The 26,810-nt window shown below is 75.4% G+C and carries 20 protein-coding genes and 1 pseudogene; 8 read left to right on the top strand and 13 right to left on the bottom strand.

Features of this window, described 5'->3' with window-relative positions; translation table 11 throughout:
- Positions 1–245, bottom strand: a pseudogene (gene manB / locus ACIPN7_RS16840) (phosphomannomutase/phosphoglucomutase); the annotation flags it as partial.
- 180 nt (positions 246–425) lie between these two features.
- Between manB and manA the strand changes: the two are divergent.
- A complete protein-coding gene (gene manA, locus ACIPN7_RS16835) occupies positions 426–1,676 on the top strand; it encodes a mannose-6-phosphate isomerase, class I (RefSeq protein WP_400544384.1) in 1,251 nt (416 codons plus the stop codon).
- Here manA and ACIPN7_RS16830 read toward each other — a convergent pair whose 3' ends face one another.
- From ACIPN7_RS16830 to ACIPN7_RS16815, 4 genes are read right to left on the bottom strand one after another with little or no spacing between them, the layout of a single operon-like run.
- Entirely contained in the window at positions 1,677–2,039 is a 363-nt protein-coding gene (locus ACIPN7_RS16830; protein WP_400544381.1) for a DUF3499 domain-containing protein, read from the bottom strand.
- A 52-nt stretch (positions 2,040–2,091) separates the two neighbouring features.
- Positions 2,092–3,117 carry a lysylphosphatidylglycerol synthase domain-containing protein gene (locus ACIPN7_RS16825; protein WP_400544378.1) on the bottom strand — a complete coding sequence of 342 codons (1,026 nt, stop codon included), beginning with the start codon at positions 3,115–3,117 and terminating at the stop codon, positions 2,092–2,094.
- A complete protein-coding gene (locus ACIPN7_RS16820; RefSeq protein WP_400544375.1) occupies positions 3,114–4,229 on the bottom strand; it encodes a glycosyltransferase in 1,116 nt (371 codons plus the stop codon). The genes ACIPN7_RS16825 and ACIPN7_RS16820 overlap by 4 nt, the downstream gene beginning before the upstream one ends.
- Positions 4,226–5,218: a glycosyltransferase family 2 protein gene (locus tag ACIPN7_RS16815; protein WP_400544372.1), complete on the bottom strand. Its 993-nt coding sequence runs from the start codon at positions 5,216–5,218 to the stop codon at positions 4,226–4,228. Before ACIPN7_RS16815 ends, ACIPN7_RS16820 begins: the two co-directional genes overlap by 4 nt.
- A gap of 165 nt (positions 5,219–5,383) precedes the next feature.
- On the opposite strand from ACIPN7_RS16815, the gene ACIPN7_RS16810 reads away from it, so the two are divergent.
- Positions 5,384–7,033 (top strand): glycosyltransferase family 39 protein, encoded by a 1,650-nt coding sequence (locus ACIPN7_RS16810; RefSeq protein WP_400544369.1) that lies wholly within the window; start codon positions 5,384–5,386, stop codon positions 7,031–7,033.
- Positions 7,034–8,372: 1,339 nt separating this feature from the next.
- Here ACIPN7_RS16810 and ACIPN7_RS16805 read toward each other — a convergent pair.
- Positions 8,373–10,010, bottom strand: coding sequence for a DUF2142 domain-containing protein (locus tag ACIPN7_RS16805; RefSeq protein ID WP_400544366.1), 1,638 nt, complete (start codon positions 10,008–10,010; stop codon positions 8,373–8,375).
- Between the two features lie 86 nt (positions 10,011–10,096).
- Between ACIPN7_RS16805 and ACIPN7_RS16800 the strand changes: the two genes are divergently transcribed.
- Positions 10,097–10,732, top strand: coding sequence for a metallopeptidase family protein (locus ACIPN7_RS16800; protein WP_400544363.1), 636 nt, complete (start codon positions 10,097–10,099; stop codon positions 10,730–10,732).
- 28 nt (positions 10,733–10,760) lie between these two features.
- Here the strand turns inward: ACIPN7_RS16800 and ACIPN7_RS16795 are convergent, their stop codons facing one another.
- The 3 genes from ACIPN7_RS16795 to ACIPN7_RS16785 all read right to left on the bottom strand — a co-directional run bounded on the left by ACIPN7_RS16795 (position 10,761) and on the right by ACIPN7_RS16785 (position 16,320).
- Entirely contained in the window at positions 10,761–12,410 is a 1,650-nt protein-coding gene (locus tag ACIPN7_RS16795) for a DUF5719 family protein (RefSeq protein WP_400544360.1), read from the bottom strand.
- Positions 12,407–15,778, bottom strand: coding sequence for a glycosyltransferase (locus ACIPN7_RS16790; protein ID WP_400544357.1), 3,372 nt, complete (start codon positions 15,776–15,778; stop codon positions 12,407–12,409). Before ACIPN7_RS16790 ends, ACIPN7_RS16795 begins: the two co-directional genes overlap by 4 nt.
- Before the next feature lie 200 nt (positions 15,779–15,978).
- Entirely contained in the window at positions 15,979–16,320 is a 342-nt protein-coding gene (locus ACIPN7_RS16785) for a WhiB family transcriptional regulator (protein WP_400544415.1), read from the bottom strand.
- A gap of 494 nt (positions 16,321–16,814) precedes the next feature.
- Between ACIPN7_RS16785 and ACIPN7_RS16780 the strand changes: the two genes are divergently transcribed.
- The 3 genes from ACIPN7_RS16780 to ACIPN7_RS16770 all read left to right on the top strand — a co-directional run bounded on the left by ACIPN7_RS16780 (position 16,815) and on the right by ACIPN7_RS16770 (position 20,641).
- The gene (locus ACIPN7_RS16780; protein WP_400544354.1) at positions 16,815–17,549 is read left to right on the top strand and encodes a TIGR03089 family protein; all 735 of its coding nucleotides are present in this window, start codon (positions 16,815–16,817) and stop codon (positions 17,547–17,549) included.
- Between the two features lie 163 nt (positions 17,550–17,712).
- Positions 17,713–19,041, top strand: coding sequence for an LCP family protein (locus tag ACIPN7_RS16775; protein ID WP_400544351.1), 1,329 nt, complete (start codon positions 17,713–17,715; stop codon positions 19,039–19,041).
- A gap of 4 nt (positions 19,042–19,045) precedes the next feature.
- Complete coding sequence (locus tag ACIPN7_RS16770) at positions 19,046–20,641, top strand: LCP family protein (protein ID WP_400544348.1); 1,596 nt, start codon at positions 19,046–19,048, stop codon at positions 20,639–20,641.
- Between the two features lie 81 nt (positions 20,642–20,722).
- On the opposite strand, the gene purE is transcribed toward ACIPN7_RS16770, so the two are convergent.
- Genes purE through ACIPN7_RS16750 form a run of 4 tightly spaced genes read right to left on the bottom strand, consistent with a single transcriptional unit; the run spans position 20,723 to position 24,519 of the window.
- Positions 20,723–21,232 carry a 5-(carboxyamino)imidazole ribonucleotide mutase gene (purE, locus tag ACIPN7_RS16765; protein WP_400544345.1) on the bottom strand — a complete coding sequence of 170 codons (510 nt, stop codon included), beginning with the start codon at positions 21,230–21,232 and terminating at the stop codon, positions 20,723–20,725.
- On the bottom strand, positions 21,229–22,464 hold the full coding sequence (locus tag ACIPN7_RS16760; protein WP_400544342.1) for a 5-(carboxyamino)imidazole ribonucleotide synthase: 1,236 nt from the start codon (positions 22,462–22,464) through the stop codon (positions 21,229–21,231). Before ACIPN7_RS16760 ends, purE begins: the two co-directional genes overlap by 4 nt.
- Before the next feature lie 11 nt (positions 22,465–22,475).
- Entirely contained in the window at positions 22,476–23,831 is a 1,356-nt protein-coding gene (locus tag ACIPN7_RS16755; protein WP_400544340.1) for a sensor histidine kinase, read from the bottom strand.
- A 4-nt stretch (positions 23,832–23,835) separates the two neighbouring features.
- Positions 23,836–24,519, bottom strand: a complete 684-nt coding sequence (locus ACIPN7_RS16750; RefSeq protein WP_026366105.1) for a response regulator transcription factor — start codon at positions 24,517–24,519, stop codon at positions 23,836–23,838.
- 153 nt (positions 24,520–24,672) lie between these two features.
- Here ACIPN7_RS16750 and ACIPN7_RS16745 point away from each other — a divergent pair, with 153 nt between their 5' ends.
- Together ACIPN7_RS16745 and ACIPN7_RS16740 are read left to right on the top strand one after the other, a co-directional pair.
- Positions 24,673–26,118: a sensor histidine kinase gene (locus ACIPN7_RS16745; protein WP_400544336.1), complete on the top strand. Its 1,446-nt coding sequence runs from the start codon at positions 24,673–24,675 to the stop codon at positions 26,116–26,118.
- Positions 26,111–26,806 (top strand): response regulator, encoded by a 696-nt coding sequence (locus ACIPN7_RS16740; protein WP_400544335.1) that lies wholly within the window; start codon positions 26,111–26,113, stop codon positions 26,804–26,806. Before ACIPN7_RS16745 ends, ACIPN7_RS16740 begins: the two co-directional genes overlap by 8 nt.
- Positions 26,807–26,810 lie beyond the last annotated feature (4 nt).

The following is a 26,810-nucleotide window of genomic DNA, read 5'->3' as shown; positions in this document are numbered from 1 at the left end:
GTGACGCCCCGGGCGAACGCGTCCACCAGCTCCGGGCCGGAGTCGCGCATGTCCCGGCCGATCACCATGGCGGGCCGGCCCGCCCCGGCATCGTCGGCGTCCGCGGAACCGGTGGCGGCGTCCGTGAGGACGACCACGCGGGCGAACGCGGCCCCCAGGGCCTGCGCCACGTGCGGGGAGAGCTGGTCGGGAACGACACCGCGTACGTCATACGCCTTGACGAGGGTGCTCAGGTCGATGGCCACGCCGCCAGCCTACGGAACGCGGACGGCCCACCGCGATCAGGGGTGCCCCCGATCTGCGGGTCGGGGTGCCCCGACCGCCTCCCGGCGCCGCGTGTCGCGGCACGCCGCCCACCGCGTCCCCGCACGACGTCCCCGCATCCTGTCCAGGAACCGGATGTTTCGTACGGTTATCCTTGCGCGGTGCTTGCGATTGCCCAGTTCCATGCCCCGCTCCCGCTGACCAACACGATCCAGCGGTACGACTGGGGGTCCGTCGACGCGATCCCGCACCTGCTCCGTGCCGAACCGGACGGTGAGCCGCAGGCGGAGATGTGGCTCGGCGCGCACACCAGCGCGCCGTCGGTCAGCGCGATCACGCGCGACAACGAGGTCGACCACGTCGCCCTCGACCGCCTGGTCCGCGAGGCGCCCGTGCAGACGCTCGGCCACCGGGTCGCGGAGCAGTTCGGGCCGCGCCTGCCGTACCTGCTCAAGGTGCTGGCCGCCGGCAAGGCGCTGTCGCTGCAGGTGCACCCCTCGCCGCGTCAGGCCCGGGAGGGCTTCGCGCGCGAGAACAAGGCCGGGATGCCGCTGACCTCGCCCAAGCGGTCGTTCAAGGACGACCAGCACAAGCCCGAGATGATCGTCGCGCTCTCGCAGTTCGAGGGGCTGGCGGGCTTCCGCACGCCGCGCACCATCCTCGACGTGCTGGAGGGCCTGGCGGGCGACATGGTCGCGAGCGTCCGCGCGGCCCTGCTGCGCGACCGCAGCCACGACGGCATGCGCGAGGCCTTCAACCACCTGCTTTCCGCGCGCGCCGACGAGGCCTGCGCGGCCGACATCGAGGCCACCCTCGACTCGGTGCGTGCCCGGCTGGCGGACGGCTCGCCGTTCGAGCGCGCCGACCGCACGGTGATCGACCTCGCCGAGCAGCACCCCGGCGACCCGGGCGCCATCGCGTCCCTCATGCTCAACCGGTTCTCGCTGGAGCCGGGCGAGGCGGCGTTCACGCCCGCGGGCGTGGTGCACGCCTACCTGTCCGGGCTCGGCATCGAGATCATGGCCAGCTCCGACAACGTGCTCCGCGCGGGCCTGACCACCAAGCTCGTGGACGAGGAGAACCTCGTCGCGTGCACCGTGTTCGCCCCGCAGCAGCCGTCCGCCCCCGAGGTGACGACGGCGGGCAGCCGTGGGCAGGTGCACACCTACCGCGTGCCGGTCACGGAGTTCGCGCTCACGACCGCCGACGTCGACCCGTCCGAGCCCGTCGCGCTGCCCGCGACGGGGCCGCGCATCCTGCTGTGCCTCGACGGCGAGCTGGAGCTCACGGCCGACCGCTCCGAGGACGGGCCGCAGCGGCTGGCCCAGGGCGACTCGGTCTTCGTGCCGCACGACGCGGGCAACCTGGAGCTGACCGGCGCGGGCCACGTGGTCTGCGCCTGGGTCCCCTGATCAGGCCGAGTTGTCGTCGTCCGCGCGCAGCACCCGGAGGTGGCCGCGGCGTGCCGTCTCGGTGACCGTCGGCGGTTCTGCCGGACGGCGCACGCGGCCGGCCTCGCGCACGGCGTCGGCCAGCGCGGACAGGTCGTCGGGGCTCGGCCCCGCGTCCTCGAACGCGGGCATGAGGCGCACCACCTCCCACCCGCGCGGCGCGGTCAGCCGTTCGGCGTGCTCCGCGCACAGGTCGTAGCTGTGGGGCTCGGCCAGGTGCGCCAGCGGACCCAAGACCGCGGTCGAGTCCGCGTACACGTACGTGAGCGTCGCCACGGCCGCATTGGTGCAGGCCGAGCGCGAACACTGTCTCACCGATCTCACGCGCCGAGACTACGCCGCTGACCGGGTAGGACGTGCCGAACACGCCGGGCATTCACGGGCGTAACGGCGGTGATCCGGCACGAACTCGTCCGGCGGCGCGGGCGAGGAGCAGCCCCGCACCCGCGAACGCCAGGTCGACCAGGGTCAGGACCACCCGGCTGACGAGCACCGCGAGCCCCGCGGCGGGCCCCGGCAGCACCCCGGCGAGCACCGCCGCGAGCACCACCTCGCGCACGCCCGCACCCGCCGGCGCGACCACGAACAGGAACCCGGCGGTCCACGCGAGCGCCCAGCCGCCCGTCGCCAGGGCGAGCGTGCGGGCGGTCGGGGGCAGCCCCAGTCCCAGGCAGAGCACCCAGAGCTGGAGGCCGGCCACCAGCCAGCCCGCCACCGACCACGCCGCGGCGCGGCCCAGGCCGCCCCAGGTCAACGGGCGCTCGGGCGCGCCCCGCCGGGCGACCCGTAGGGCCAGGGCGACCAGCCAGTTCAGCACGGGCGGCGCGAGGACCACCACGACCGCCGGTGCCGCCCACACCACCCAGGACCACGCGCCGAGCGCGCCCGCGGACACGAGCGGCAGCGCCACCGCGCCCACCGCGGCGCCCGAGGCGACGGAGACCGCGACGGCCACCAGCATCGCGGCCGCCGACCGGGCGCGCGGCACGCCGTGCCCCGCCCCGACCTCGGCGGCGGCCACGACGTTCCACACCCCGCCCGGCACGTACTTGCCGAGCTGGCTGGTGCCGAACACGGCGACGGCGCCGCGCAGCGGCAGCGGCGAGCCCAGGTCGGCCAGGACCGCGCGCCACGCCAGCAGCGTGCACCACACGTACAGCAGGCCGAGGACGACGACGGCCGCCACCTCACCCGCGGACAGCCCGGCCGCGGCCCGCACCAGCGCCTCGCGGTGGGCGAGCACGTACCAGAGCGCGAGCGTCAGGGCGAGGACGAGAAAGCCCCAGCGCACCCAGCGTGACCGGAGCGCCGCGAGCACGCGGGCCGGCAGCGGACGGCGGGTCGGTTGCGGACGACGGGTCGGTTTTGGACGACGGGCCGGCGCGGTGCGGGGCTCGCTCACGGCGCGTCCCGGCGCCGCAGCTCGGCGACCAGCGGCTCGGCGACCACCTGAGGGCGGATGCGGTCGCGGCCCCGCGCGGCCCGGTCCCGCGCGTCCGCCAGCGCCGCAGGGGCGCCCAGCCGGACGAGCTCGACCGCGAGCGCCGTGGCGTCGGCCGCCGGGACCAGCTCGACGTGCTCCCCGAGCGCGCGGCGCTGCGGCGGGGTGTCCGAGGTGACCACGACGCAGCCGGCCGCGAGGCCCTGGTACACCTTGTTGGGCACCACGCGCAGGCCCTTCGGGGTGTCGCTGAAGATGCCGAGGCAGACGTCGTGCGCGGCGACCAGGGCGGGCAGCTCGCCGGGCTCGACCCAGTCGTACCAGGTCACGCCCGGTGTGCCCGCGAGGATCTCGCGGGTGCGGGGCAGGTCCTGGCCGGCGCCGACCATCGTGACGCGCAGGGGTGCGCCCGCCGCGACGGCGTCGCGCACCGCCTCGGCGAGGACGGGCGCGCCCTGCAGCGGGGTGTACAGCCCGAAGAAGACGGCGGACAGGTGGTGCTCGCCGTCCGGCCCCGTCCCGGCGGGCGGGGCCGGGGTCTCCCCCGCCGTCCGCCACTCGTCCGGGGCGCCGACCAGCACGACCACGCCCTTCTCGGGGTCGGGGAGCATCCGCCGGTGCTCGTCGGTGTCGGTGACCACCACGTCGGCGCACGCGACGGCCAGGCGGTCGAGCCCGGTCAGCAGCCGGACGCGCAGCCCGGCGGCCCCGCGGTCGGCGGCGGTGTCGCCGGCGAAGACGAGGTGGTCGAGCACCACCGTGGAGCGGGGGTAGAGCAGCCGGGCCAGGAGCACGTCGAAGTGGCCCAGGTACCCCACGAGCACCGCCTCGGGCCGGCCCTCCGCCCGCCGGTGCCGCACGGCGTCGCCCACCAGCGCGGCCCAGCAGCGCAGCAGGCGGGCGGCGAGGACGGGCAGCCGCCAGGGCTGCTGCAGCATCCGGACCCGTTCGGCGGTGGACAGGCCGAGGGGCCGGTTCAGCTCGGTGACCTTGATCCCGTGGGCGCGCAGCCCGGCGACCAGGACGGCGGTGCGGGGGTGCCGCACGGCGTCGTACGTGCCGAAGGTGATCACTGCACGCCCGCGGGGACGTCCGCGAGATCCGGCGCGGCGGGACCCGTCGTCGTGCCGTACTGCACCTCCTTGAGGCGCTCCAGCGTCTCCTCGAGCAGCACGCGGTTGGTGCGCTGGAGGTCGGCCAGCACGAGCAGGGCGAAGCTCAGCAGCGCGCCGACCATCGACGTCGCCCCGAGCACGATCGACTGGAGGTGCTGTCCGGCGGTGCCCGTGGCCAGGAGCACGGCGTACCGGCCGAACGGCACCAGCGCGCCGAGCGCGAACAGGAGGCCGAGCGTCACGAACACCGTGTGCGGCTTGAACATCACGTAGGACCGGCTGATGGCCTGGGCCGACTTGGCGATGTGCTGCCACATGCTCGTGAAGAGCCGTGACTCGCGGGTCTTCGGGTTGGTGGTGACCGGCAGGCTCGCGATGCGCATCCGCTTGTGCCCGGCCTGGATGATCGTCTCCATGCAGTAGCTGAACTGCGTGACGACGTTGAGCCGCAGCAGCGCGCCGCGCGAGTAGGCGCGGAACCCGCTCGCCGCGTCGGGCAGGTCGGTCCCGGCGGCGAAGTTCACCACGGCGCTGCCCGCCTGCTGCAGCAGCTTCTTGAGCGGGGAGAAGTGCGCGATGGTGGCGGTCTGCCGGTCGGCGATCACGATGTCGGCGTTCCCGAGGACGACGGGCAGCACCAGGTCGCCGATCCGTTCCTGCGGGTACTGGTTGTCGCCGTCGGTGTTCACCACGACGTCCGCGCCGTGCCGCAGCGCGTAGTCCACGCCGTCGCGGAACGACCGGGCCAGGCCCATGTTCCGCGTGTGCCGCACGAAGTGGCGCACGCCGAGGCGGCGTGCGACCTCCACGGTGTTGTCCGTGGACCCGTCGTCGACGACCAGGATCTCGATCTCGTCGATCCCCGGGATGCTGCGGGGGATCGTGGCAAGCACGTCAGGAAGGGTCTCTTCCTCGTTCAAGCAGGGAATCTGCACGAACAGCTTCATGGCCTGTGCTTTCGATGAGCAGTGTTCCAAGGAGCGGTGACTGGCGTCGCGAGCCTAGGAGCGCCACATGGCCGGGGAATGAACTCTGCGTGCCCAGGAGTGACTGTTACCCGGCCGTGACCACGCCGCCCCGGCGGGTCCACCTGCCGTGGCTACCCTGCACGCGTGTCCCGACCCCGCGCGGTCCCCGGCGTGGTGTGGCTGATCGTGCTCCTGCACCTGGCCGTCATGCTCACCCAGACCGCGGTCTTCCCCAACGTCCGCTCGCCCGACGAGCGCCAGCACGTGGACCTCGTGCTCCAGGTGCGGCAGGGCGACGCCTGGCCGTGGCCCGGTCCGGGCACCGCGTACGTCACGCAGGGCGTGACGGCGGGCGGCTTCGTCGACGCCGACAGCCTGGACGGGCCCCAGCACCTCGCGGACCGCGACGACGTCCCGCCGCGCGGCGAGCGCCCGTCGTACCGGGCGGCCGGCGGCCCCGCCACCCTGACGGCGCCGGGACCGGACGGCGACGAGGCCCCGGTGTTCAACCAGCTCGTGCAGCACCCGCCGCTGTACTACCTGCTCGGCGCGGGCGTCGTGAGCCTGGTGCCTGGGTGGCAGGACGCCCCGCTGGACCAGGTCTGGCTGCTCCTGCGCTGGTGGAACGCGCTGCTCGCGCTGCCGCTGCCGCTGCTCCTGTTCGCGACGGCGCGGCGGCTGCGCCTCCCCGAGCCCCTGCCGGTCGCGGCGGCCCTGGCCCCGCTCGCGGTCCCCGAGCTGACGCACCTCGAGTCCGCCGTCAACAACGACAACCTGCTGGTGATCCTCGGCGCGTGCGCCACGCTCCTGGTGGCCCGGGTCCTCACCGGCGACCTGAGCCGCCGCACCGCCCTGCTGCTCGGGCTGGTCTCGTCGCTCGCCCTGCTGACCAAGGGCTTCGCGCTGATGTTCCCCGCGTGGATCCTCCTGGCCTACCTCGTCGCCGCCTGGCGGTACCGGGGCCGCCGCCGTGCGCGGTTCCGCTCCGCCGCGACGTCGCTGCTGGTGGTCGCCGTCGTCACCGTGCCGGGGATCGCGTGGTGGGTGCGCAACGTGGTGGTCCACGGGATGCTCCAGCCGCACGGCACGCACGCCACCCCGCCCGACCTCACCCCCGTGTACGGCTGGTCCGACGGTGGCCTCACCTGGCTCGGCCGGTTCGCGGAACGCATGGTCACGCTCTTCTTCGTCCAGGACCACGCCGCCGCCCGCGCGCACGACGCGTCGTGGTGGGCGGCCCGCGTGGCGCTCGTCCTTGTCGTCGCCGGGCTCGCCGCCGCCCTGGTGCGCCGGCCGCTCCCCCGGCTCGACGCACTCGTGCTGCTGTTCCCCGTGCCCGCCCTGGCCGGGATCGTCGCCCGCGGGTCGTGGGAGCAGTTCGCGGCGTTCGGTGACGTCGGCGCCGCGCAGCAGGGCCGCTACCTCTACACCGGCCTCGTCGGGCTGCTGGTCGTCGCGCTCGCGGGCGCCGCCGTGCTGCGGCCCGGGTGGCGGCGCGCGACTCCGGTGGCGCTGCTGGTCCTCGCCGCGGGCATGCACCTGGCGTTCCAGTACGACGTGTGGCGCCTGTACTGGTGGCCCGCGCACGGCCCCGGCGCCCTCGGCAGCGCGCTGGCCGCCGTCGGCCACTGGTACCCGTTCCCCGCGGCGGTGCTCGGCGCGGTGGTGGCCGCCGGGCTGGGGCTCGCCGTCGCCGTCGCGGTCTCGGTGGTGCGGACCGCCGTCGCCCCCGGGCCGCCGGACGACGCCGCCAGGAGTCCCCGGGCCGACGCCGACCCGGTGCCGGCCGCATGACCCGGCTGCGTGTGGAGCGGGCCGAACGCCTGGCCCTCCTGGTCGCGATGCTCTCCGGGATGCTCCTGTCCCTCACCGTCGCGCTGGCCGACGCGCCCTACGCGACCGGCGACGAGCCCCCGCACGTCGACTACGCCTACCAGGTGTGGCACGGCGCGCTGCCCGTGTTCGAGGACGGCCTCGTGCTGCGGCCCGACGGCGCCTGGCTCGCCCCGGTGCAGTGGACCGCCCAGCACCCGCCCCTGTACTACCTGCTGGTCGCCCCGCTCGTGGGTCCCCTGGCGGACGCCGGCCACCCGGTCGCCGCCGTGTACGCGGCCCGCGGCGTCAACGTGCTGCTCAGCGGCGTCCTCGTGCTCGCGGCGTGGTGGAGCGCGCGCCGGCTGACCCGGCCGGGCGGCGCGCTGCCGCCGCTCGTGGCGTTCCTCGCGGGGGCCATGCCCGCGGCCGCGCACGTCGGCGGCAGCGCGTACAACGACCTGCTGGCCGCCACCGCCGTGACCGCCCTGTTCGGGCTGGCCGCGACGGCGGTCCGGCGCGGGCTCGACGCCCGGCTGATCGCCCTGCTGTCTCTGGTCGCGGCGACGTGTGCGCTGACCCGGCTGTCCGCCGCGCTGATCGCCGCCGTCGTCGCGGGCGTCGCCCTCGCCGCCGGGGCGGTGCGGGCCGCGCAGCGCCGTGGCCGGTGGGCGCACGTCGCCGCGCTGGCGCTGGCCGGGCCCGGCGCGGTACTGGCCACCAGCGGCTGGTTCTACCTGCGCAACCTGGAGCTGACCGGCACGGTCACCGGCTCGCACTTCGACTGGGCGCTGGCCCACCAGAACCGGCAGGAGCGTCCCGTGTGGGCGGTGCTCGCCGACCCGGAGACCTGGGCCCGCCTGCCCGACCTGTTCTGGTGGGCCGGGCGCCTGCCCCCGAACACGGCGCTCACGCTCACCACGATGGTGGTCACCGCCGCGCTGCTCGTGTGGACGCCCCTGGTGCTCGCGCTGGTCGCGGCGGTCCGACGGCGGCGGGCGGCCGTCCGCGGCCGGTTCTCCCCCGCGCCGTCGGACGGGCCGGGCACCACGGCGGCCCGCCGAACCGACCGGCTGCTGCTGCGCGCCCTGCCCGTCGTCGCCGTCGCCGTCTCGGTGACCGTGCAGGTCACGTACGCCGCCAGCAGCGGCGGCGTCTACCCGCGCTACCTGCTGGTGGTCTCGCTGCCGCTGTGCCTCGCGATCGCCGCGGGGCTGGCGGTGCGGCCCCGGGTGCTCGTCCCCGCCTGGACCGCCCTGACCCTGCTCGACCTGGCGGTCTGGCTGACGGTCGAGCTGGCCGCGCCCGCGCCTCCGGGGTACTACGCCGAGCTGCCGCTGCCGGCCGCCGCCGCGGGCGCGCTCGCGGCCGGCGCGGTCGCCGTCTCGTCGACGCTCGCGCTGCGGGCGAACCGGGCCGTGGCCACCACCGCGGCGATCCCCCCGGCCACGACCACCAGCCCGACCAGCACGAGCTGAGGCCCGGTCAGCGGGCTCCACCCGGCCCAGCGGGCCGCGGCGTCGGACACGGACTGCCCGGGGCCCTGGTAGAAACCCCAGAACCCGTGGGCGAGGCCGCTCGCCGCGGCCAGGGCCGCCGCGGCGACCACCCAGGGCGTCGCGCGGCGCAGGCGCGGCCCGAGCAGGGCGAGCAGCCCCAGCGCCACCCCCGCGCTCAGCGCGAGGAGGCCCGCGAACAGGTAGCGGCCCTGCACCGCGGAGATCCAGCCGTGGGCCGCGTAGTCGGGCCAGGCGTTGACCAGCACGCCGCACCACAGCGCCGCCGGCTGGAGCAGGAGCACCGCGGCGGCGCGCCGCGCAGGACCGCGCAGCACCGCCAGCGCGCACAGCGCGGCGACGACGACGGCCGCCGTCCAGAACACGGCGTCGGGCAGGCGGACCTCCAGCCAGCCGTAGTTGCCGAAGAACGACCTGGTCAGGCTGGTCACGACGGTCCGCAGGAAGTACCAGAGGCCCCGGGACTCCGCCTCGGGGAACCGGTCCGGGATGCCCACGGGCTGCACCGTGCCCAGCACCAGCAGGTTGCGCAGCCACCACCAGCCGCCGACGACGAACGCCATACCGCCCGCCAGCAGCGCACCGGCCGCCCGCCGGCCGCGCGGGCCGGACGCCAGCAGGTACGCGGCCACGACGACGGGCAGCGCGAACGCCGCCATCACCTTGGTGAGCAGCCCGATACCCACCGCCGCGCCCAGCGCGGCCGCCGTCCGCGTCCGCAGGTCGCCCGTGAGCACGCGGACGCAGAGGTACGCGGTCGCCGCGCCGGTCAGCGTGACGAGGGCGTCGTTGGTGACGCTGCCCAGGATGTGCCCCACCTGCGGCACGAACAGCGTGAACGACGCCGCCGCCAGCGCCGCCGCCCGCGACCCCGACAGCCGGCGCACGGCGGCGGCCGCCAGCAGCGGCAGGGGTGCCAGCAGGACGACGTCGAACAGCCGCAGCGCCAGCAGCTGGAGGTCCCACCGCGCCTCGGCCAGACCCGTCGCGTGCAGCACGCCGGCCGCCACCGCGTAGTACAGCGGCGGGTGCTGGGTCATCTGGTCCACGGCCGAGGTCGCGAGGTGCCGCGTGCCGGTGCCCGGCGGCAGCGGGTCGGCCAGGGCGTTCCCGCCGGTCACCCTGCCGCGCTCGGCGTCCGGCGTGGGTGGCACGCCGACGTACGCGGGGATGCCGTCGCGGTCGAGGTGCCGCCCGGGCACGTCGGTCGCCAGCGCGGCCTGGTCCCGCGCCGCGTCGACGGCGGGGCCCACCAGCGCCTCGCCGGCGGGCGGCCAGCCGCCGCCGTACGCGAGGCGGAGCACGCTGTTGACGTGCTGCGGCTCGTCCGGGGCGCGGAACGCCGGGGTCAGCACGGCCCACAGCCCGCCGACCAGGACGACGAGCGCGGTGACCAGCGCCAGGGCTCTGCGGTACGCCGCCTCGGCGGGATCGTCGCGCACGCCCACAGGATAGGGGTGCGAGGTGAAGCGGGCCGCTCGTCGTGGCGATGACCGATCGCACCCCCGATCCGACGTATCGTCAGGAGGTGCCTCCGTTTTCTCCTCGCGGCCGGAACCGGCGGTCGGGCCGGGGCTCCGGCCCCGCCGGCAGCTCGTCCAGCGGCTCCTCCGGCAACGGCTCCTCCGGTACCGGTTCCACCAGCGGCTCGCCCGGCCCCACCGGGATCCCCAAGGCCTCGCAGGCCGACCTGCTCCGGCTCGCTGCCGCCCGCCCCGGCGCGCCTGGTGAGGCCTCCGGACAGGACGCGGGGCCACGGCGGCGGGACCGGCGCGGGCGCGGGCTGCGCGGCCCGATGTTCCCGCCGGGCACCCCCGCGCACCGCACCCGCGCGCAGCGGTTCGACGAGCTCGTCCTCGACGTCGTCGAGGACCTCGACCGGACCTGGGCCACGCACCTGCACGGCACCGAGTTCGCCGTGGAGGACGTGCCGCCGTCGGACCCCGCGCCGTGGGAGGACGGCGGCGTGCTGCTCGGGCGGTTCTTCCCCGCCGAGGCCGGCCGCCCCGGCCGCGTCGTGGTCTACCGCCGCCCCGTGGAGGTGCGGGCCGTCGACCTGGACGACCTCGCGGACCTGGTGCGCGACGTGGTCGTGGAGCAGGTGGCGCACCTGCTGGCCCGCACGCCCGAGGAGATCGACCCGAACTTCGGCGAGCGTTCCTAGGCCGGTCCGCGGACGGCGGCGCGCGGCGTCAGCCCGCGGCGTCGACCCGGCGCACGCGCACGTCGCCGTCCGCCGCCAGCGGCGGTGTCGGGGCCAGCACCGAGAACAGGCTCGCGTCGTCGGCCTGGACCAGCCGCACCGACCAGACCACCTCGGGCTGGTCGGCGGGCTGCTCCGCGACCACCGCCACGGCGTCGCCGAGCTCCTCCAGCTCGGACCAGCCCACCTCGACGGTCTGCCCGGCGGGCACGTCGACCGGGTGCGTCCAGGCCACCTCGCCGTCGCGCCCGACGCCGCGCAGCGTCACCTCCGTGCTGCCCGTCGCGTCCTCGATCTCGTCGGGGCCGCGCTCGTCGGGCACGCCGCTCAGCGTCACGCCGTACACGACGTCCTCCGGCACGGCGACCGCGCCGTCGGCGGTTCCGCCGTGCCCGGCGCCCGTCTGCCCAGCGCCCGTCTGCCCGGCCACCGCCTGCCCGGCCAGCCAGGCCCGGTCGTAGGGGTCGTCGTCGATCACCGCGTCGTCCGCGGCGGCGCCCTTGCGGTCCACGGCCGCTCCGGCGACCACCGGCACGTCGGCGTCCACCACCACCGTGTAGCTCCCGGCAGGCAGGCCGCCCAGCGGCAGGGTCGTGACCTGCCCCGGTTCGAGCGGCAGCTCCTCGCCGCCGCGCAGCCGCACCGGGCCGTCGGGCCCGAGCACCACGAGCCGCGCCGTTCCGGCTCGCGTACCCGGCGTCAGCACGTCGAGCCGCGGGGCGTGCGGGTCGTCCACGGTCTCGCCCGTGCTGGTCACGCCCGACACCGCCGTCGTCCGCGACGGCGCGCCGCCGGCCACGACGAGGTCCGCGCCCGCAGGCACGAGCCCCTCGATCCGGTGGTGCTGCACGTAGGCGCCCACCCGGCCGCCCTCGGCGGTGACGTGCAGCGCGAGGCGGCTCTGGTCGGGCGCGACGGCCTCCAGCATGGTGACCACCTGCTCCCCCGGGGGCACGACGACCAGCGACTGGCTCCCCAGCACCACCGGGCCGGACGCGCCCCAGGCCTGCAGGGTCACGGTGGCCGCGGTGCGGCCCGGGTTCTGCAGCACCAGGCGGCCGCTCGACCCCACCGAGGTGCTGCCGCCCACCAGCCAGTGCTCGACGGCGGGCTGCACGCACGGCCCGGCGACCAGGCCGCGCAGGTCGCCCTCGGTGGTCACGGACGCCACGGTCGCGGCGGCGTAGGTCGCGGTGCCCGGCGTCAGGCGCAGCACGCGCGCGCCCGGCAGCCTGCCGTCGAGCACGGCCGCGTCTGCGCCCTGCTCCAGCGGCCCCGTGAGCTCCGCCTCCTGCTCGCCGTCGAGCGTCGTGACCGCCGGCTGCTCGCCGTCGGCCCCGTCGAGCACGGCGGCGGTCAGCGACGTGGTCGTCGCGACCGGGGCCGCGCTGAACGCGTCGTCCCCGACGTCGGGCTGCTCGAGCTGCGCCGGCGTGGGGCAGACCAGCCCCGTCTCGGTGGCCGCCACGGGGACGGCACGCGCGCCGTCGACCGCCGGGTCCGCGTCGCGGGCGCCGCCGCCCAGGCCGACCGTGCCCGTCGTGGCGAGAGCGCCGACCGCCAGCGCGCACAGCAGGGCGCCCACCGCGGCCGCCGCCCGCCGGACCGCGGACCCGGCCGTCAGGTTCTTGCGCTTCATCGACCCCTCCTGCGTCCCACGGGCAGTGCCAGCAGGGCGAAGACCACCAGCGTGAACGTCGTCAGCACGAGCCAGGCCGTGCGGTGCGGCGCCTCGTAGCGGACCACGAGGTGCCCGGCGTCGGGGCCCAGCGTGAAGGCCTGCAGCCCGGCCGCCTCGTCCGCGGGGACGGGCTCCAGCCGCCGTCCGTCGAGGGACGCGTGCCAGCCCCGGCCCGCGGACTCCGCCAGCACGACGACACGGTCCGCGCCACCGGCCTCGACCTCGGTGTGCACGGCCGTGCCGCCCGACGGCAGCACCTGGCGGGTGGCGCCGTCCTCCTCGATCCGGGCCCAGCCGGGCGCCGGCTCCTCGGCGGGCGCCACACGCCACACCGAGACCGCCTGGCCCTCGGTCACGCGGCTCATGCCCGGCACCATGTCGAGCGTGGCTACGAGGTCGCCGACGGCGGGGGCCGCGGACCGGACCTGCACCGCCCCGATCCCCAGGTCGGCGAGCTGCTGCGGCACCCCCTCGGTCGTGCCGGACGTCAGTGCGGCCACGACCACGTCGAGCGCGGCGGCCGGGTCGGTCGCCGGGTCCACGGCCTGGTCGCCCGCGGGGCCGGCGGCCACCCGCGGCGCCACCGAGGCGTCGGCGAGCTGCGAGCCGTCGGCCCGCAGCAGCGCGTACCGCACCGTGCCGTCGGCCGAGAAGCCGACCTCCAGCACGCGGGCCTGCCGCGGCGGCGCCTGCATCTGCTGCCCGACGGCGGGCACGACCGGGTCGGTCGTCACGTGCAGCATCCCGGACCGGCCGCCGTGCGCGACGCTGCCGGAGCCGGTCAGCCACACCACGGCCTGCGTCGCGGGGAGCAGCACCGCGACCACGGTCAGCCCGACGGCGGCGACCTTGCGCGCCGAGCCCAGGAAGCCGCCGAGCGGCGCCCCGTGGCCGGTGAGCACGCCGACGCCCGCGACCGCCGCGGCACCCAGGCCGAGCAGCAGCAGGGACAGCCCGGGGCCCACCCAGCGGCCGTCGTCCTGCGCGAGCACCGCCGCGGCGAGGCCTGCGGCGGCGACCAGCCAGCCGCCCAGCGACGTGGCCGCGACGTGCCGCGCCGCGGCCGTGCCGCCCGTGCGGCCGATCCCGGCGAGCGCGCCCGCCAGCCCAACCACCGCGAGCGCGAGCACCAGCGCGCCGAGCGCCCAGGGCGCGGCCGCAACGACGGCACCGGCGGCGGTGAGCAGGGGTCCGCCGTCGGGCACGTCGAACCAGGCGGCGGGAGCGGCGGGCATGCCGAGCAGCAGCTCCAGCCCGGAGGCCGTGCCGGGGTCCGGGACGCCCGAGCCCGCGAGGGGCTCGGCGGTCAGGAGGCCGCGGTCGCCGTCCCGCAGCGCCGTCCACCAGAGCGGGGCGCCGACCACGAGGGCCGGCACGAGGGCGAGCGCCAGGTGCACCCGCCGACGCGGAGCGACGACCATCGCACCGGCCAGGACCAGGACCGCGGCGGGGAGCAGCACGGGCGCGCCCGCGACCACGCAGGCCAGCAGCAGGCCGCCCGCGCCGGCCGCGCCGAGCGAGCCGGTGCCGGTCCGGGCGGCGTACGCCGAGGCGCCGGCCTCGCCGTCCGCGGCGTCCGGCGCGCCGTCGGCGTGCGCCACCCGGTCGACGGCCTGGGCGCCCACCGCGCGGACGAGCGCCACGGCGGTCCAGGGCAGCAGGGTGTGCACCAGCACGCCACCGAGCAGGCCGCCGTCCAGGGCGCCGAGGAACGCGGGGGCGACGGTCCACGCGAAGGCGGCGAGCGTGCGCAGCCACACCGAGCGCGTCACCGTGCCCGCGGCAGCCCAGGCGCCGACGGCGGCCAGCGGCAGCGCCAGCAGGAGCAGCGCGTTCACCGCGTGCTGGAGGGTGCCGCCCGCGAGCACCGACAGCCCGGAGAGCACGAGGAGGAGGGGGTCGGCCGGCGCGGCGGTGCCGAGCCCGTCCCGCACCCAGCCCGACGTCGCCGCCGACCAGGTGGTCGCCGTCGTGCCGCCGGCCGGGAGCAGGGCCCCGCCGACCAGCCGCCCGCCGGAGGCGAGGGCGCCCAGCCCGGGGCCGAACAGCGCGGCCGCGAGGCCTACGGCGCCGACCACGACCACGGCGAGCGCCGAGCGGCGCCGCACGGCCAGGACCTGCAGCTCGGCCTGCTCCAGCTCCGACGGCGCGGCGTCGACGCGGTGGGCCTCGCCGCGGGCGAGCCGCTTGTCGCGCCGTTCCGCGGCGACCTCGCGCCAGGTACCCAGGAGCGGCCGCAGCACGCTGCGGGGCACGGTCGACGTGCGCGCGATCCGGCGTCGGGCCCGCAGGAGGGGCCCCAGCCGGAACACCGCCCACAGCGGCGCGACCAGCTCGTCGCGGGCCCGGTCGGGGTGCTTCATGGCGAGCCGGTAGCTCGCGGCGAACGGCGCCCACAGCACCATGGCGAGCATCGCGAACGGCAGGACCCACGGCGTGACGGACGTGAGGCGCAGGTAGAGCTGGCTGCGGCGGCGCGCGCCGGCCGAGCCGGGAGCGTGCAGGGCGACCTGCGCGTGGCGCACCACGGCGTCGGGCACCACGACGACGCGGTGGCCCGCGAGCCGCACGCGCCGGCAGAAGTCGGTCGAGTCGCCGAACTGGCCGTACGCCGGGTCGGTGCCGCCCACCTCACGCCACACCGACGCGCGCACCAGCGCCCCGGCGAGCCCGACGGCGAGCACGTCCTCGCGCGAGTCGTGCTGCCCCTGGTCGATCTCGGTGTCGTCGATGCCGGTCATGCGCCGGCCCAGCGGCGACACGGTGTGCCCCACCTCGACCAGCACGCCCCGGTCGGCCGCGTCCGGGTCGAGCGGCAGCCCGTCCGGGCCCGACTCCCAGTGCCACTGCTTGGCCCCGGCCACCGCCACGGCGTTGGAGTGCTCCACCGCCCGCGTCAGCGCGGCCAGTGCGCCGGGCGCGGGGGCGGAGTCGTCGTGCAGGAACCAGAGCCAGCCGCGCTCCGGGACCCCGGTCGCGGCGAGCATGGCCTGGACCGCCTCGCCGAAGGTGCGGGCGCCCGCACCGGCCACGTACCGGGCGCCGCCGAGCTGCAGGTCCTGGTGGCCGGACGTCGCGGGGGCGGTGTCGACGTCGACCACGACCACGTCGTCCGGGGTGCGCGACTGTGCGCGCAGCGCGGCGAGCATCGCGGCGAGATAGGGGCTGCTGCCGCGGGTCACCACGACGGCGGTCACCGTGACCGCCACGGGCGCCTGCACGGAGGGCTGGGCCGGGACCTTGGCCCACACCGGACCCGCCGGGGCGGCATGGGAGCCCCGGTCCGGGCTGGGGGCGGACAGGCTGTCGGTACGTGGAGCGCTCATCTCGCTTCACATCATGCGGCGCGTCTGTGCCGACACGCCGCAGACGCGCCGGTCGGGCACCGAACGGTGCGCTGGTTGCGTGGGCACGGTCTCGCGTCCGCGTCACGGGCTCAGACTCTGTTTTTTGCCGTCTGAGCCTGCGGTTCCGCTACGGGCGCGTGCCTCGTACCTCGGCCCGCACCCTGCGCTGCACCTCCGGCTCAGACGGCGCGGCGCTTGAGCTTGCGGCGCTCCCGCTCCGAGAGACCGCCCCAGATGCCGAACCGCTCGTCGTTCTCCAGCGCGTAGTCCAGGCACTCCGCCCGCACCTCGCAGCCGGAGCAGACCTTCTTGGCCTCGCGGGTGGACCCGCCCTTCTCCGGGAAGAAGGCCTCCGGGTCGGTCTGCGCGCACAGGGCGCGCTCCTGCCAGCCGAGCAGGGAATCATCCGGCTCGGTCAGCAGATACAGCTCGCCGAAGAGGGGCAGGACCGGTGCCACCGGTGCCACCTCGCTCTCGGCGTCAGTCGGGAACTCCACGTCCGATTCCAGCATGTTCCACATGACGTGCCCCTCCATGCCGTGTCCGTGCCCCGAGGCCTGGCCGGTAGATCGTGTGATCGACCGACCCATCAAGCCTGACTGGCCAGACCTGCAGTTTCAGGCCCCGTTGCGTATTCGCTACGAAAACTGCATACATGGAATTACACGCGTGTCGCCTGGAGTCGTCAAGCGGAAATGTGCTATCGCCCACGGGTTCCACGGGTAATTCACGAGTCCTTCCGCAGGTCGTGGCGCACGTCTCACTCGCCGGGCGCTTTTCCGACCGGCGAAACCCCCGGCGTGCCGACACGCCGGAGTGCCCTTCCGGGCCCCTGCGGACAATGGCCGGCGAACCAACCGGCGGACGGCCGCGAGAACGATCCGGTCGCGAAATGACGCACGTGTCCGACATGCGGCCGGGGGCGCGGCACGCACGCAGCACGCGCACACACCCGCCACCCCGCGCACGGGGTCGCCCCACGTCCTCCCCCACTGTTCACACCTAGGCTGGCGGCATGCAGATCGCGCCCCGCACCGGCGGCTCCGTGCCCGACGTCGCCTCGCTCCTGGCCCGCCTCGCCGCCGACGGCGGCCGGCCGCGCCTCACCTGGTACGGCGACGACGGTGAACGGGTCGAGCTCTCCGGCGCCGTCCTCGCCAACTGGGCCAGCAAGACGGTCAACCTGCTCGTCGAGGAGTTCGACGCCGCGCCCGGCACCACCGTCGTCGTCGACCTGCCCGTGCACTGGCGCGCCGCCGTCTGGGCGCTGGCCGCCTGGCGGACGGGTGCCACGGTCGCCCTGCCCGACGCCGGCGTGGCCCGGCCGGACGTCGTGGTCACCGACACGCCGGAGCGGTGGGCGGACGGCGGGGCGGACCTCGTCGTCGTCTCCCTGCCCGCGCTCGCCCGCCGGTACGACGGTGACCTGCCGCCCGGCGCCATCGACGCGGCGTCCGCGGTGATGACCTACGGCGACACGATCGCCTGGGTGCCCGAGGTGGACCCCGACCAGGACGCGCTGGTGACCGCCGCGGGCGCCGTCGGGCACAAGGTGCTGGTCCCGGAGCCCGGCGACGGGGCGCGCGTGCTCGTCGACGGACGCGGGCCCGTCGCCGACGTGCTGCGCGACCTGCTCGGCAGCTGGGCGGGCGGCGGGTCGGTGGTGCTCACGTCGTCCGCCACGGCCGCCGCGCTGGAGGCGGACGCCGGCCGGCTCGCGCGCCTGCGCGGCAGCGAACGCATCGACTGAACCGGGCAAAGCCCGGACCACAGGACTTCCCGGGCCACCACCGGGTACGGACCGGTCGAAAAGGGCCCAGGCCGATCGGGCCAGGGCTTCTCCACGAACCCTCTACGGTCCACCCCCGGGCGGTGCGCCGCCGTGCAACATGCAGCCTCTAGGATCGGTGGCCGTGACATTTCCCGACTTCAGCGCCTCTGGTGCGACGAACCCCTCCCGGGGACCGTCCCATGCCCGGACGCTGGGACAGCTGAGCAGCGTGTCCCGCGCGATCGCCATGGTGGTCGTCGCGGTCCTGTCGCTGGCCGTGGCCGGCGGTGCCACCGCGGTGACCCAGCTGACCGGGAACATCGAGACCGCCGACATGGCGGCACTGGGCACGAACCGGCCCAAGCAGGTGCTCCCGAAGGACCCGAACGCGGGCACCCCGCTGAACATCGTGGTCATGGGCAGCGACTCGCGCAGCGGGGACAACGACGCGCTGGCGGGTGGCGGGGAGATCGGCGCCCGCTCGGACACGACCGTCGTCATGCACATCTCGGGCGACCGGTCGCGGGTCGAGATGATCTCGATCCCCCGCGACACCACGGTGGACGTCCCGAGCTGCACCACGGCCGACGGCGCGACCACGGCCGAGCTGTACGGCAAGAAGTTCAACGCCGCGTTCTCGCAGGGCGTGCAGGTCGGCGGGACGGTCGCCGACGGCGCCCTGTGCACCGTCAAGACGATCGAAGAGCTCACCGGCGTGTACATGGACGGGTTCATCGTCGCGGACTTCGCCGGCTTCTCCGCGATGGTCGACGCCGTGGGCGGTGTCGAGGTCTGCGTCGAGGAGGAGATCTACTCCGCCGACGCGAACCACCTCTCGCTCTCGCCCGGCACCCACACGCTCCAGGGGCAGAAGGCCCTCGACTACGCCCGGGCGCGCAAGGGTGACGGGCTCGGCGACGGTTCCGACCTCGGCCGCATCGGCCGCCAGCAGGAGGTCATGGCCTCCCTCGCCCGCAAGGTGCTGAGCCAGGACGTGCTGACCAACCCGTCCAAGACGCTCAAGTTCCTCAAGGCGGTCACCGGCTCGCTCACCATGAACGAGGAGCTGGCCAGCATCGACGGACTCGCCGGGTTGGCCTACTCCATGCGGAACGTGCGGCCTGACACGATCACGTTCATGACCGTCCCCAACGAGTACGACCCGTACAACGCGGCTAACGTCGTATGGACGGACGACGCCGTACAGCTGTGGGACAACCTCAAGCACGACCGGCCGGTCGACAGCGACCCGGACGCCCCGTCCGCGGACCCCTCAGGGTCCGCGACGGACGACGGTACGGCGACGGGCGAGGAGAGCACGGAGACCGACGCGGGCACCGGGACCGGGACCGACGCCGGAACAGAGGCCGGCGACGGCTCCGGGGCGGAGCCCACGCCGGAGTCGACCGACATCAAGCAGGCCGGTGAAGAGGCCTTCACCGGCGCCGACACCACCAAGGTCTGCGGCTGAGCCCATGTCAGATCCCAGAACGTCGAACCGTTCGGCCCCGCAGGCCGACGACGACGTCACGCGTGTCCGGATCCCGCCCAGCTTCACGCCCCAGGGCGCGAGCGGACGTCCGGGCGCCGACGACGCCATCCCGGTCGGTGACACGGGCGAGCGCCCGCGCACCGTCCCCGGTGCGGCGTCGAGCAAGCAGCAGCAGGGCGGACCCGCTAATGCGGAGACGCCCGGCGTCGGGGTTCCCGGCGTCGGTGGCGCCCACCGCATCGGACGGCCGGAAGGCTCCGACGAGGCGCGCTACGAACCACGTATCCGTCGACAGTCTTCACGGGAGGTACCGGTGTCCGGCGAGCGCAGGGGGACGAATCCCCCGCCCGTTCCACCACGAAGGTCGGGGCTGCCCGCGCGCAGCGAGTCCGCCGGGCAGGTGCCGAGATCCATCCCGCCGCGGTCGGCGCCGCCGAGCAACGGCGGCCAGCCGCCGCAGGCCATCCCGCCGGGCCGCCCGGTCCGGGCGAGCGCCGGGCCCGTGCGCCCGACGCCGGTGCGCAGCGCGCCCCGTCCCGCCGCCGGCGGCAACGGCCGGGGCGGCGGCTACCCGCAGCAGGGCGCGCTCGCCTCGGGCGGGCGCGGCGGCCGGGGCGGCAGCAACATCCGCATCCGCAAGGGCCGCGTGGCCGGCGTCATCGCGGTGCTCGTGCTCCTCGCGGTCCTCGCGTGGCCGATCGGCCTGCTGATCTGGGCCAACGGCAAGATCCAGCACGTCGAGGCGCTGTCCGGCGCGGACAACACCCCGGGCACCACCTACCTGCTCGCCGGCTCGGACGCGCGCGGCAGCGGCGGCATCGACGACTCCACGAGCGGTGCCCGCACCGACACGATCATGCTGCTGCACAAGCCGCGGTCGGGTCCGGTGGCGCTCATCTCGATCCCCCGCGACACGTTCGCGGAGATGCCCGACGGCTCGGGTAGCAACAAGATCAACGCCGCGTACTCCTACGGCGGCGCGCCGATGCTGGTCCAGGCCGTGGAGCAGCTCAGCGGCCTCACCGTCGACCACTACGTCGAGGTGGGCTTCGGCGGCGTCTCGGGCGTCGTGGACGCCGTCGGCGGGGTGCGGCTGTGCTACCCCGATGACGTGCACGACGTGAAGTCGAAGCTCAAGTGGGAGAAGGGCTGCCACGTCGCGGACGGCAAGACCGCCCTCGCGTTCTCCCGCATGCGCTACTCCGACCCGAAGGGCGACATCGGCCGCGCGGAGCGTCAGCAGCAGGTCATCGCGCAGATCGGCAAGAAGGTCGCCGACCCGGGCGTGCTGCTCAACCCGGCCTCCCAGGTGGGGCTCGCGGACGCCGGCCTGGCGGCCGTGGTGACCGACACCGACACGGGGATCATCGACATCGCGATGCTCGGGCTGGCCTTCCGGTCCGCGAACGGCGACGACGGCGTGACCGGCACCCCGCCGATCGCGACGATCAACTACCGGACGCCGTCGGGCGCCTCCGCCGTGCTGCTGGACGAGAACCAGACCGGCGAGTTCTGGGCCAAGGTCCGCGACGGCAAGTACGCGGCGGGCGAGAAGATCGGCGGCGTGCCGGGCTCCTGACCCGCACCCGCCCCGCAACGCGTCAGACGCCCAGGTCCCTCGAGGGGCCTGGGCGTCTGACGCGTTCGGGGGCGAGCCGGATCAGAGCTGGGCGCGCAGCTTCTCGCCCTTGGCGTGCGCCACCTTGCTCAGCTCCTCCTGGAACGCCTCCATGCGCGCGCGCAGCGCCGCGGCCTCGTCGCCCGCGCCGGACGCGAGGATCCGCGCCGCGAGCAGGCCCGCGTTCCGTGCCCCGCCGATCGACACCGTCGCGACCGGCACGCCCGCCGGCATCTGCACGATGGAGAGCAGCGAGTCCATGCCGTCGAGGTACTTCAGCGGCACCGGCACCCCGATCACGGGCAGCGGCGTCACCGACGCCAGCATGCCGGGCAGGTGCGCGGCCCCGCCCGCGCCCGCGATGATCACGCGCAGCCCGCGGCCGGCGGCCTGCCGCCCGTAGTCGATCATCTCGGTGGGCATGCGGTGCGCGGAGACCACGTCGACCTCGACCGGCACGCCGAACTCGCCCAGCGCCTCGGCCGCCGCCTGCATGACGGGCCAGTCGGAGTCGGACCCCATCACGATGCCGACCTGCGGGTTGGTGCTCATGCGCTCGCCTCTTCCTCGGAGATGTTCTCGCCGCGCAGCAGCGCCGCGGCCGCGACGGCCCGGCGGCGCACCTCGTCCAGGTCGTCGCCGCTCACGTTCACGTGACCCAGCTTGCGGCCGGGGCGAATGCCCTTGCCGTACAGGTTGACGCGCGCCTCGGGGAACGCGGCGAGCACGTCCGGCAGCGCGTCGGTGAGCTCGTCCAGCGTGGAACCCAGCACGTTGGCCATGACGGTCCAGGTGGCCGTCGGCTCGGCGGCGCCCAGCGGCAGGTCCAGGACGGCGCGCAGGTGCTGCTCGAACTGGCTGGTCACGGCGCCGTCGATGGTCCAGTGCCCGCTGTTGTGCGGGCGCATCGCGAGCTCGTTGACCAGTACCGTCGGCGCCCCGTCCGGGCCGGGCACCTCGAACAGCTCGACGGCCAGCACGCCGGTCACGTCCAGGCCCTCGGCCACGGTCGCCGCGATCTCGCGGGCCCGGGCGTCGAGGCCGGCGGACAGGCCGGGCGCGGGGGCGATCACCTCGGAGCAGACGCCGTCGCGCTGGATCGACTCCACGACGGGCCAGGGCCGCACCTCGCCCGACGGACGCCGGGCCACCAGCGCCGCCAGCTCGCGCGTGAACGGCACCTTCTCCTCGACCAGGAGCTGCGGGCCGCCGTCGGCCACGGCCGCGAACCAGTCGGCGACGTCGTCCGGCGAGGTGACCACGCGCACGCCCTTGCCGTCGTAACCACCGCGGGAGGTCTTCACCACGGCGCTGCCGCCCACCTCCGTCAGGAAGGCCGCCAGGGCGGCCCTCCCCTCCTCGGGGGACGACGCCGGGAGCGGCGCCCACCGCGGGCACGGCACGCCGAGCTCGGTGAGCCGCTGCCGCATCACGATCTTGTCCTGCGCCTGCACCAGCGCGTGCGGGCCGGGCCGCACGGGCGTCCCGTGCTCGATCAGGTCCGTGAGCAGCGCGTTCGGCACGTGCTCGTGCTCGAAGGTGAGGACGGCGGCGGCGCGGTCGCCGTCCGGCGCGATCAGGGACCGGATCGCGGCCTCGTCGGACGCGACGCCCACCGGGGCGTCGGTGACGACCTGCGCCGCGGACGACGCCGGGTCCTCCACCAGGACGCGGAGCCGGATACCCAGCTCACCGGCGGCGGGGGCCATCATGCGGGCGAGCTGCCCGCCTCCGACGACGGCGACGACGGGCGGGCCGGACTGACGGGTCTCTGTTGCACTCACGTCGGTGAAGCCTACCGGCGGCCGCGCACCTTCTTCTGACCGAGGGTGGAGATCTTCGACCCGACCGGCAGCACCTGGTGCGGGTCGAGGGTCTTCGGCACGCCCGAGAGGAACACCGAGAACACCGGCGGGGTGCGCTGCGTGAGCTGCAGGTTGCCGCCGTCGGCCGCGACGAGGTCGCGCGCCAGGGCGAGGCCCAGGCCCGTCCCCGCGCCGGACGTGACGCCGCGCTCGAAGATCTTGCCCTGCATGTCCTCGGGCACGCCGTCGCCCTCGTCCGTGACCTCGACGGCCATGGCGCCGCGCTGCCCCTCGCGGATCCGGAGGGTCGTGGTGCCGCCGCCGTGCTTGAGCGAGTTCTCCAGCAGGGTGGACAGCACCTGGGCGAGCGCACCCGGGGTCGCCAGCACGCGGGCGCCGCCCGAGTCCTCGACGTTCAGGTGGCGGCCGGCCCGCTCGAAGGACTCGCGCCACTCCTCCTCCTGCTGGAGGAAGACGACGGCGACGTCCACCGACTCGGTGGTGCCGCCCTGCGCGCGCCGGGAGCGGGCGAGCAGGTCGTCGACCACGCCGACCAGGCGTTCCACCTGTTCGAGCGAGATCCGGGCTTCCTCCTGCACCTCGGGCTCGCTGGAGGTGAGCGTGATCTCCTCCAGGCGCATCGTCAGCGCCGTCAGCGGCGTGCGGAGCTGGTGCGAGGCGTCGGACGTGAACTGCCGCTCCACGGCGAGGCGCGCCGCGAGCCGGTCCGAGCTACGGGCCAGCTCCGCCGCCACCAGGTCGATCTCCTCCACCCCGGAGGGATCCAGCCGTGGACGCACCTGTCCCGCGCCGAGCTGTTCGGCCGACGCGGCAAGGTAGACGAACGGTTGCGCCAGCCGGTTGGCCTGCCACGCCGCCGTGACGGCGCCGGCGGCGAAGGCCCCCACGCTGCCGAACACGACGAGCACCACGACGTTGATCGCCTTGATGTACGCCGGCCAGGCCGAGACCGAGACCAGCACGCTCATGACGGGCTGCTCCCGAGAGATGCCGCCCAGCTCGATCGTGGCGCCGGCGATCGGTTCGCCCGAGGTGAGCTGCTCGCCGTTCGGCTGGTTCACCGTGACGTAGGCGACGATGTCGTTGCCCTGAGGCTGCACCGCCCGGTCCAGGACCGACTGGTCGACGAACCCGGCCTCGGCGGCGGAGCGGTTGCGCTCGTAGGAGTTGACGGAGGACGCCAGCAGGTCCTGCGCCCGGGTCTCGACCCGCTGAACTTCCTGGCCGTAGATGTAGCGGGCACCGAAGATCGCGAGCGGGATGCCCAGGAGCAGGACCGCGACCGCAACCGCGGCGATCGTCGCCTGCAGTACGCGGGCGCGCATCTGGCTAGCTCGCCCCGATCTCGAAACGGAAGCCGAGACCGCGCACGGTGGAGACGTAGCGCGGGGCGTTCGCGTCGTCACCGAGCTTGCGGCGCAGCCACGAGACGTGCATGTCCAGCGTCTTGGTGGAACCGACCGGGTCGGAGCCCCAGACGTCGCGCATCAGCGTGTCCCGGACGACCACGGAGCCGGCGTTCTGCACGAGGACGCGCAGCAGGTCGAACTCCTTGGTGGTCAGGTGCAGCTCGCGGTCGCCCTGGAAGGCGCGGTGCGCGGAGACGTCGACACGGACGTCCTGCGCGTGCAGCTCCTCCTCCTCGCCCGTCTCGCCGTGCGAGCGGCGCAGCAGCGCCCGCACGCGGGCGAGCAGCTCGGCCAGGCGGAAGGGCTTGGTGACGTAGTCGTCGGCACCGGCGTCGAGGCCCACGACGAGGTCGACCTCGTCGGCGCGGGCGGTCAGCACCAGCACGGGCACGGTGAGGCCGTTGGCCCTGATCTCGCGCGCGACATCGAGCCCGTCCATGTCGGGAAGGCCCAGGTCCAGAACTACGATGTCCGCACCGGTCGAGCTCTCGATCGCACCTTTGCCGGTTCCTTGCACGACGACGTCGTATCCCTCACGGGAGAGCGCTCGTGCCAACGGCTCGGCAATGGCCGGGTCGTCCTCGGCTAGGAGTACGTGAGTCATTTCGCCATCGTAGGGCATAACCGACGCTCTGGCGCTACCCGGTCACGGCTCTTGACAGCCGTCGGAGCGAATCCTTTCGGCTGACACCGTCATGGCGCAAGTGCTACCACGGTATGACGCGCCGGCGCAACGGTTCCACCTACTCTGACCTGCATGGGTTGGTACGAGCGGTGGCAGGGGTGGACGGAGCGGCACAGGTTCCTCGTGGACCTCACGTGGACCGTCCTGCTCGGGCTCCTCGCACTGGTCACCTCGACCGACATGTACTCGTCCGGGCCGACCACGCAGGCCATCATCATCTCGGCCGCCGTGCTCGCCCCGATGCCGTGGTGCCGCACCCGTCCGGTGATCTCCTGCGCCCTGGTCTTCGTCGCCTGCATGGTGCACATGACGTTCCTCGGGGTGCCGGTCGTCCTGCCCGCGGACCTCGTCGTGCTCGTGTCGCTGTACTGCGTCACCGTGTACGGGCCCCGGTGGTCGTACCTGGCGGCCGGCGGCGCCGCGGTCGTCGGGGTGCTGACCCTCGGGATCTCGGGCTGGATCAACTTCGGCAGCAGCCTCGCGCACGGGATCCCCACGATGATCGGGGCCGGCTCCCTGCTGGCCACCGCCTTCGCCCTTGGCCTGGTCCGCAGGTCCCGCCGCCTCATGATGGAGGCGCTGCGCGACCGCGCCGAGCGCCTCGAGATCGAGCGCGACCAGCAGGCGCAGATCGCCACCGCCGCCGAGCGGGCCCGCATCGCCCGCGAGATGCACGACATCGTGGCCCACTCCCTGTCCGTGGTCATCGCGCAGGCCGACGGCGGACGGTACGCCGCGGCCGCCGACCCGGCGGCCGCCCAGCGCTCGCTGGGCACCATCGCCGAGACCGGCCGCGCGGCGCTGGCCGACATGCGCCGGCTGCTGGGTGTGCTCCGCGAGGGCCCGGACGACGGCGGCATCCCGCTGGGCCTGGTGGCGCCGGACGGCGCGTCGTCGAGCCGCCTCCGGCCGCCGTCCGGCGCGGGCGTCACCACGCTCGGTCCCGGTGCCGACCGGGCCGGGGACGCGGGGGCCGTCGTCGCGGTCCCGGACGGCGGGGCGCCCCTGCGCCCCCAGCCCGACGTCACGGACCTGCGCGACCTCGTGGACCAGGCCCGGGCCGACGGCCTGCGCGTCTCCTGGGCGCGGGTGGGCGTGGAGCGGCGGCTGCCGCCCGGCGTCGGGCTCACGCTGTTCCGGGTGTGCCAGGAGGCGCTCACCAACGTTCGCAAGCACGCCGGCCCCCGGCCCGCCGTCACCTTGCTGCTGCGCTGGGGCGAGGACGAGGTGGAGCTGCGCGTGGACGACGACGGCCGCGGGCTGGCGGCGGCCGGGTCCACCGACGCGGCCGAACCGCAGCCGGCGGCCGGGTTCGGCCTGCTGGGGATGCGGGAGCGCGCCGAGATGTTCGGCGGGACGCTGACGGCCGGGCCGCGTGGGGGCGGCGGGTTCTCGGTCCGGTTCGTCGTACCGATCCCGCGGGCCGAGGCCCCCGAACCGGCCACCCCCGCGGAGCCCGCCGAACCCGGCCCGCCCACCACCGAACCGAGCACCACGCCGAAGGAGAACGATGACTGACGCCCTCGCCACGCCCGTACGGGTCGCCCTGGTCGACGACCAGCCGCTGGTCCGCGCCGGGCTGCGGATGGTGATCGACTCCCAGCCCGACCTGCGGGTGGTGGCCGAGGCCGACGACGGCCGCGACGCGCTGCGCCTGCTCGCCGCGACGGCGTCCGACGTGGTGCTGATGGACGTGCGCATGCCGGGGATGGACGGGCTGTCCGCAACACGGGCGCTGCTGGGCGAGGGCGGTGTCGCGGCGGGCGACCCGCGTGTCGTCGTGCTCACCACGTTCGACCTCGACGAGTACGTGCTCGACGCGATCCGGGCGGGGGCCAGCGGGTTCCTGCTCAAGGACGCCCAGCCGGAGGAGCTGCTCACGGCGATCCGCACGGTGCACCAGGGCGACGCGGTGATCGCGCCGTCGTCCACACGGCGGCTCATGGAGCGCCTGGTCACGGCGCTGCCGCCCGAGGAGGCGGCGGGTCCCCAGGAGGCGCTGGCCGGCCTCACGGGCCGCGAGCGCGAGGTCCTGGTGCTCATGGCGCGCGGCCGGTCCAACACGGAGATCGCGTCGGACCTGTTCGTCGCGGAGGCGACGGTCAAGACGCACGTCGGCCGCATCCTCGCGAAGCTCGACGCGCGCGACCGCGTCCAGGCCGTGGTGACGGCGTACGAGACGGGCCTGGTCCGCCCGGGCGCCTGACGGG

Source organism: Promicromonospora sp. NPDC090134, assembly GCF_044746965.1.
Taxonomy (GTDB): domain Bacteria; phylum Actinomycetota; class Actinomycetes; order Actinomycetales; family Cellulomonadaceae; genus Promicromonospora.
This window is presented reverse-complemented; position numbering and strand designations above follow the sequence as displayed.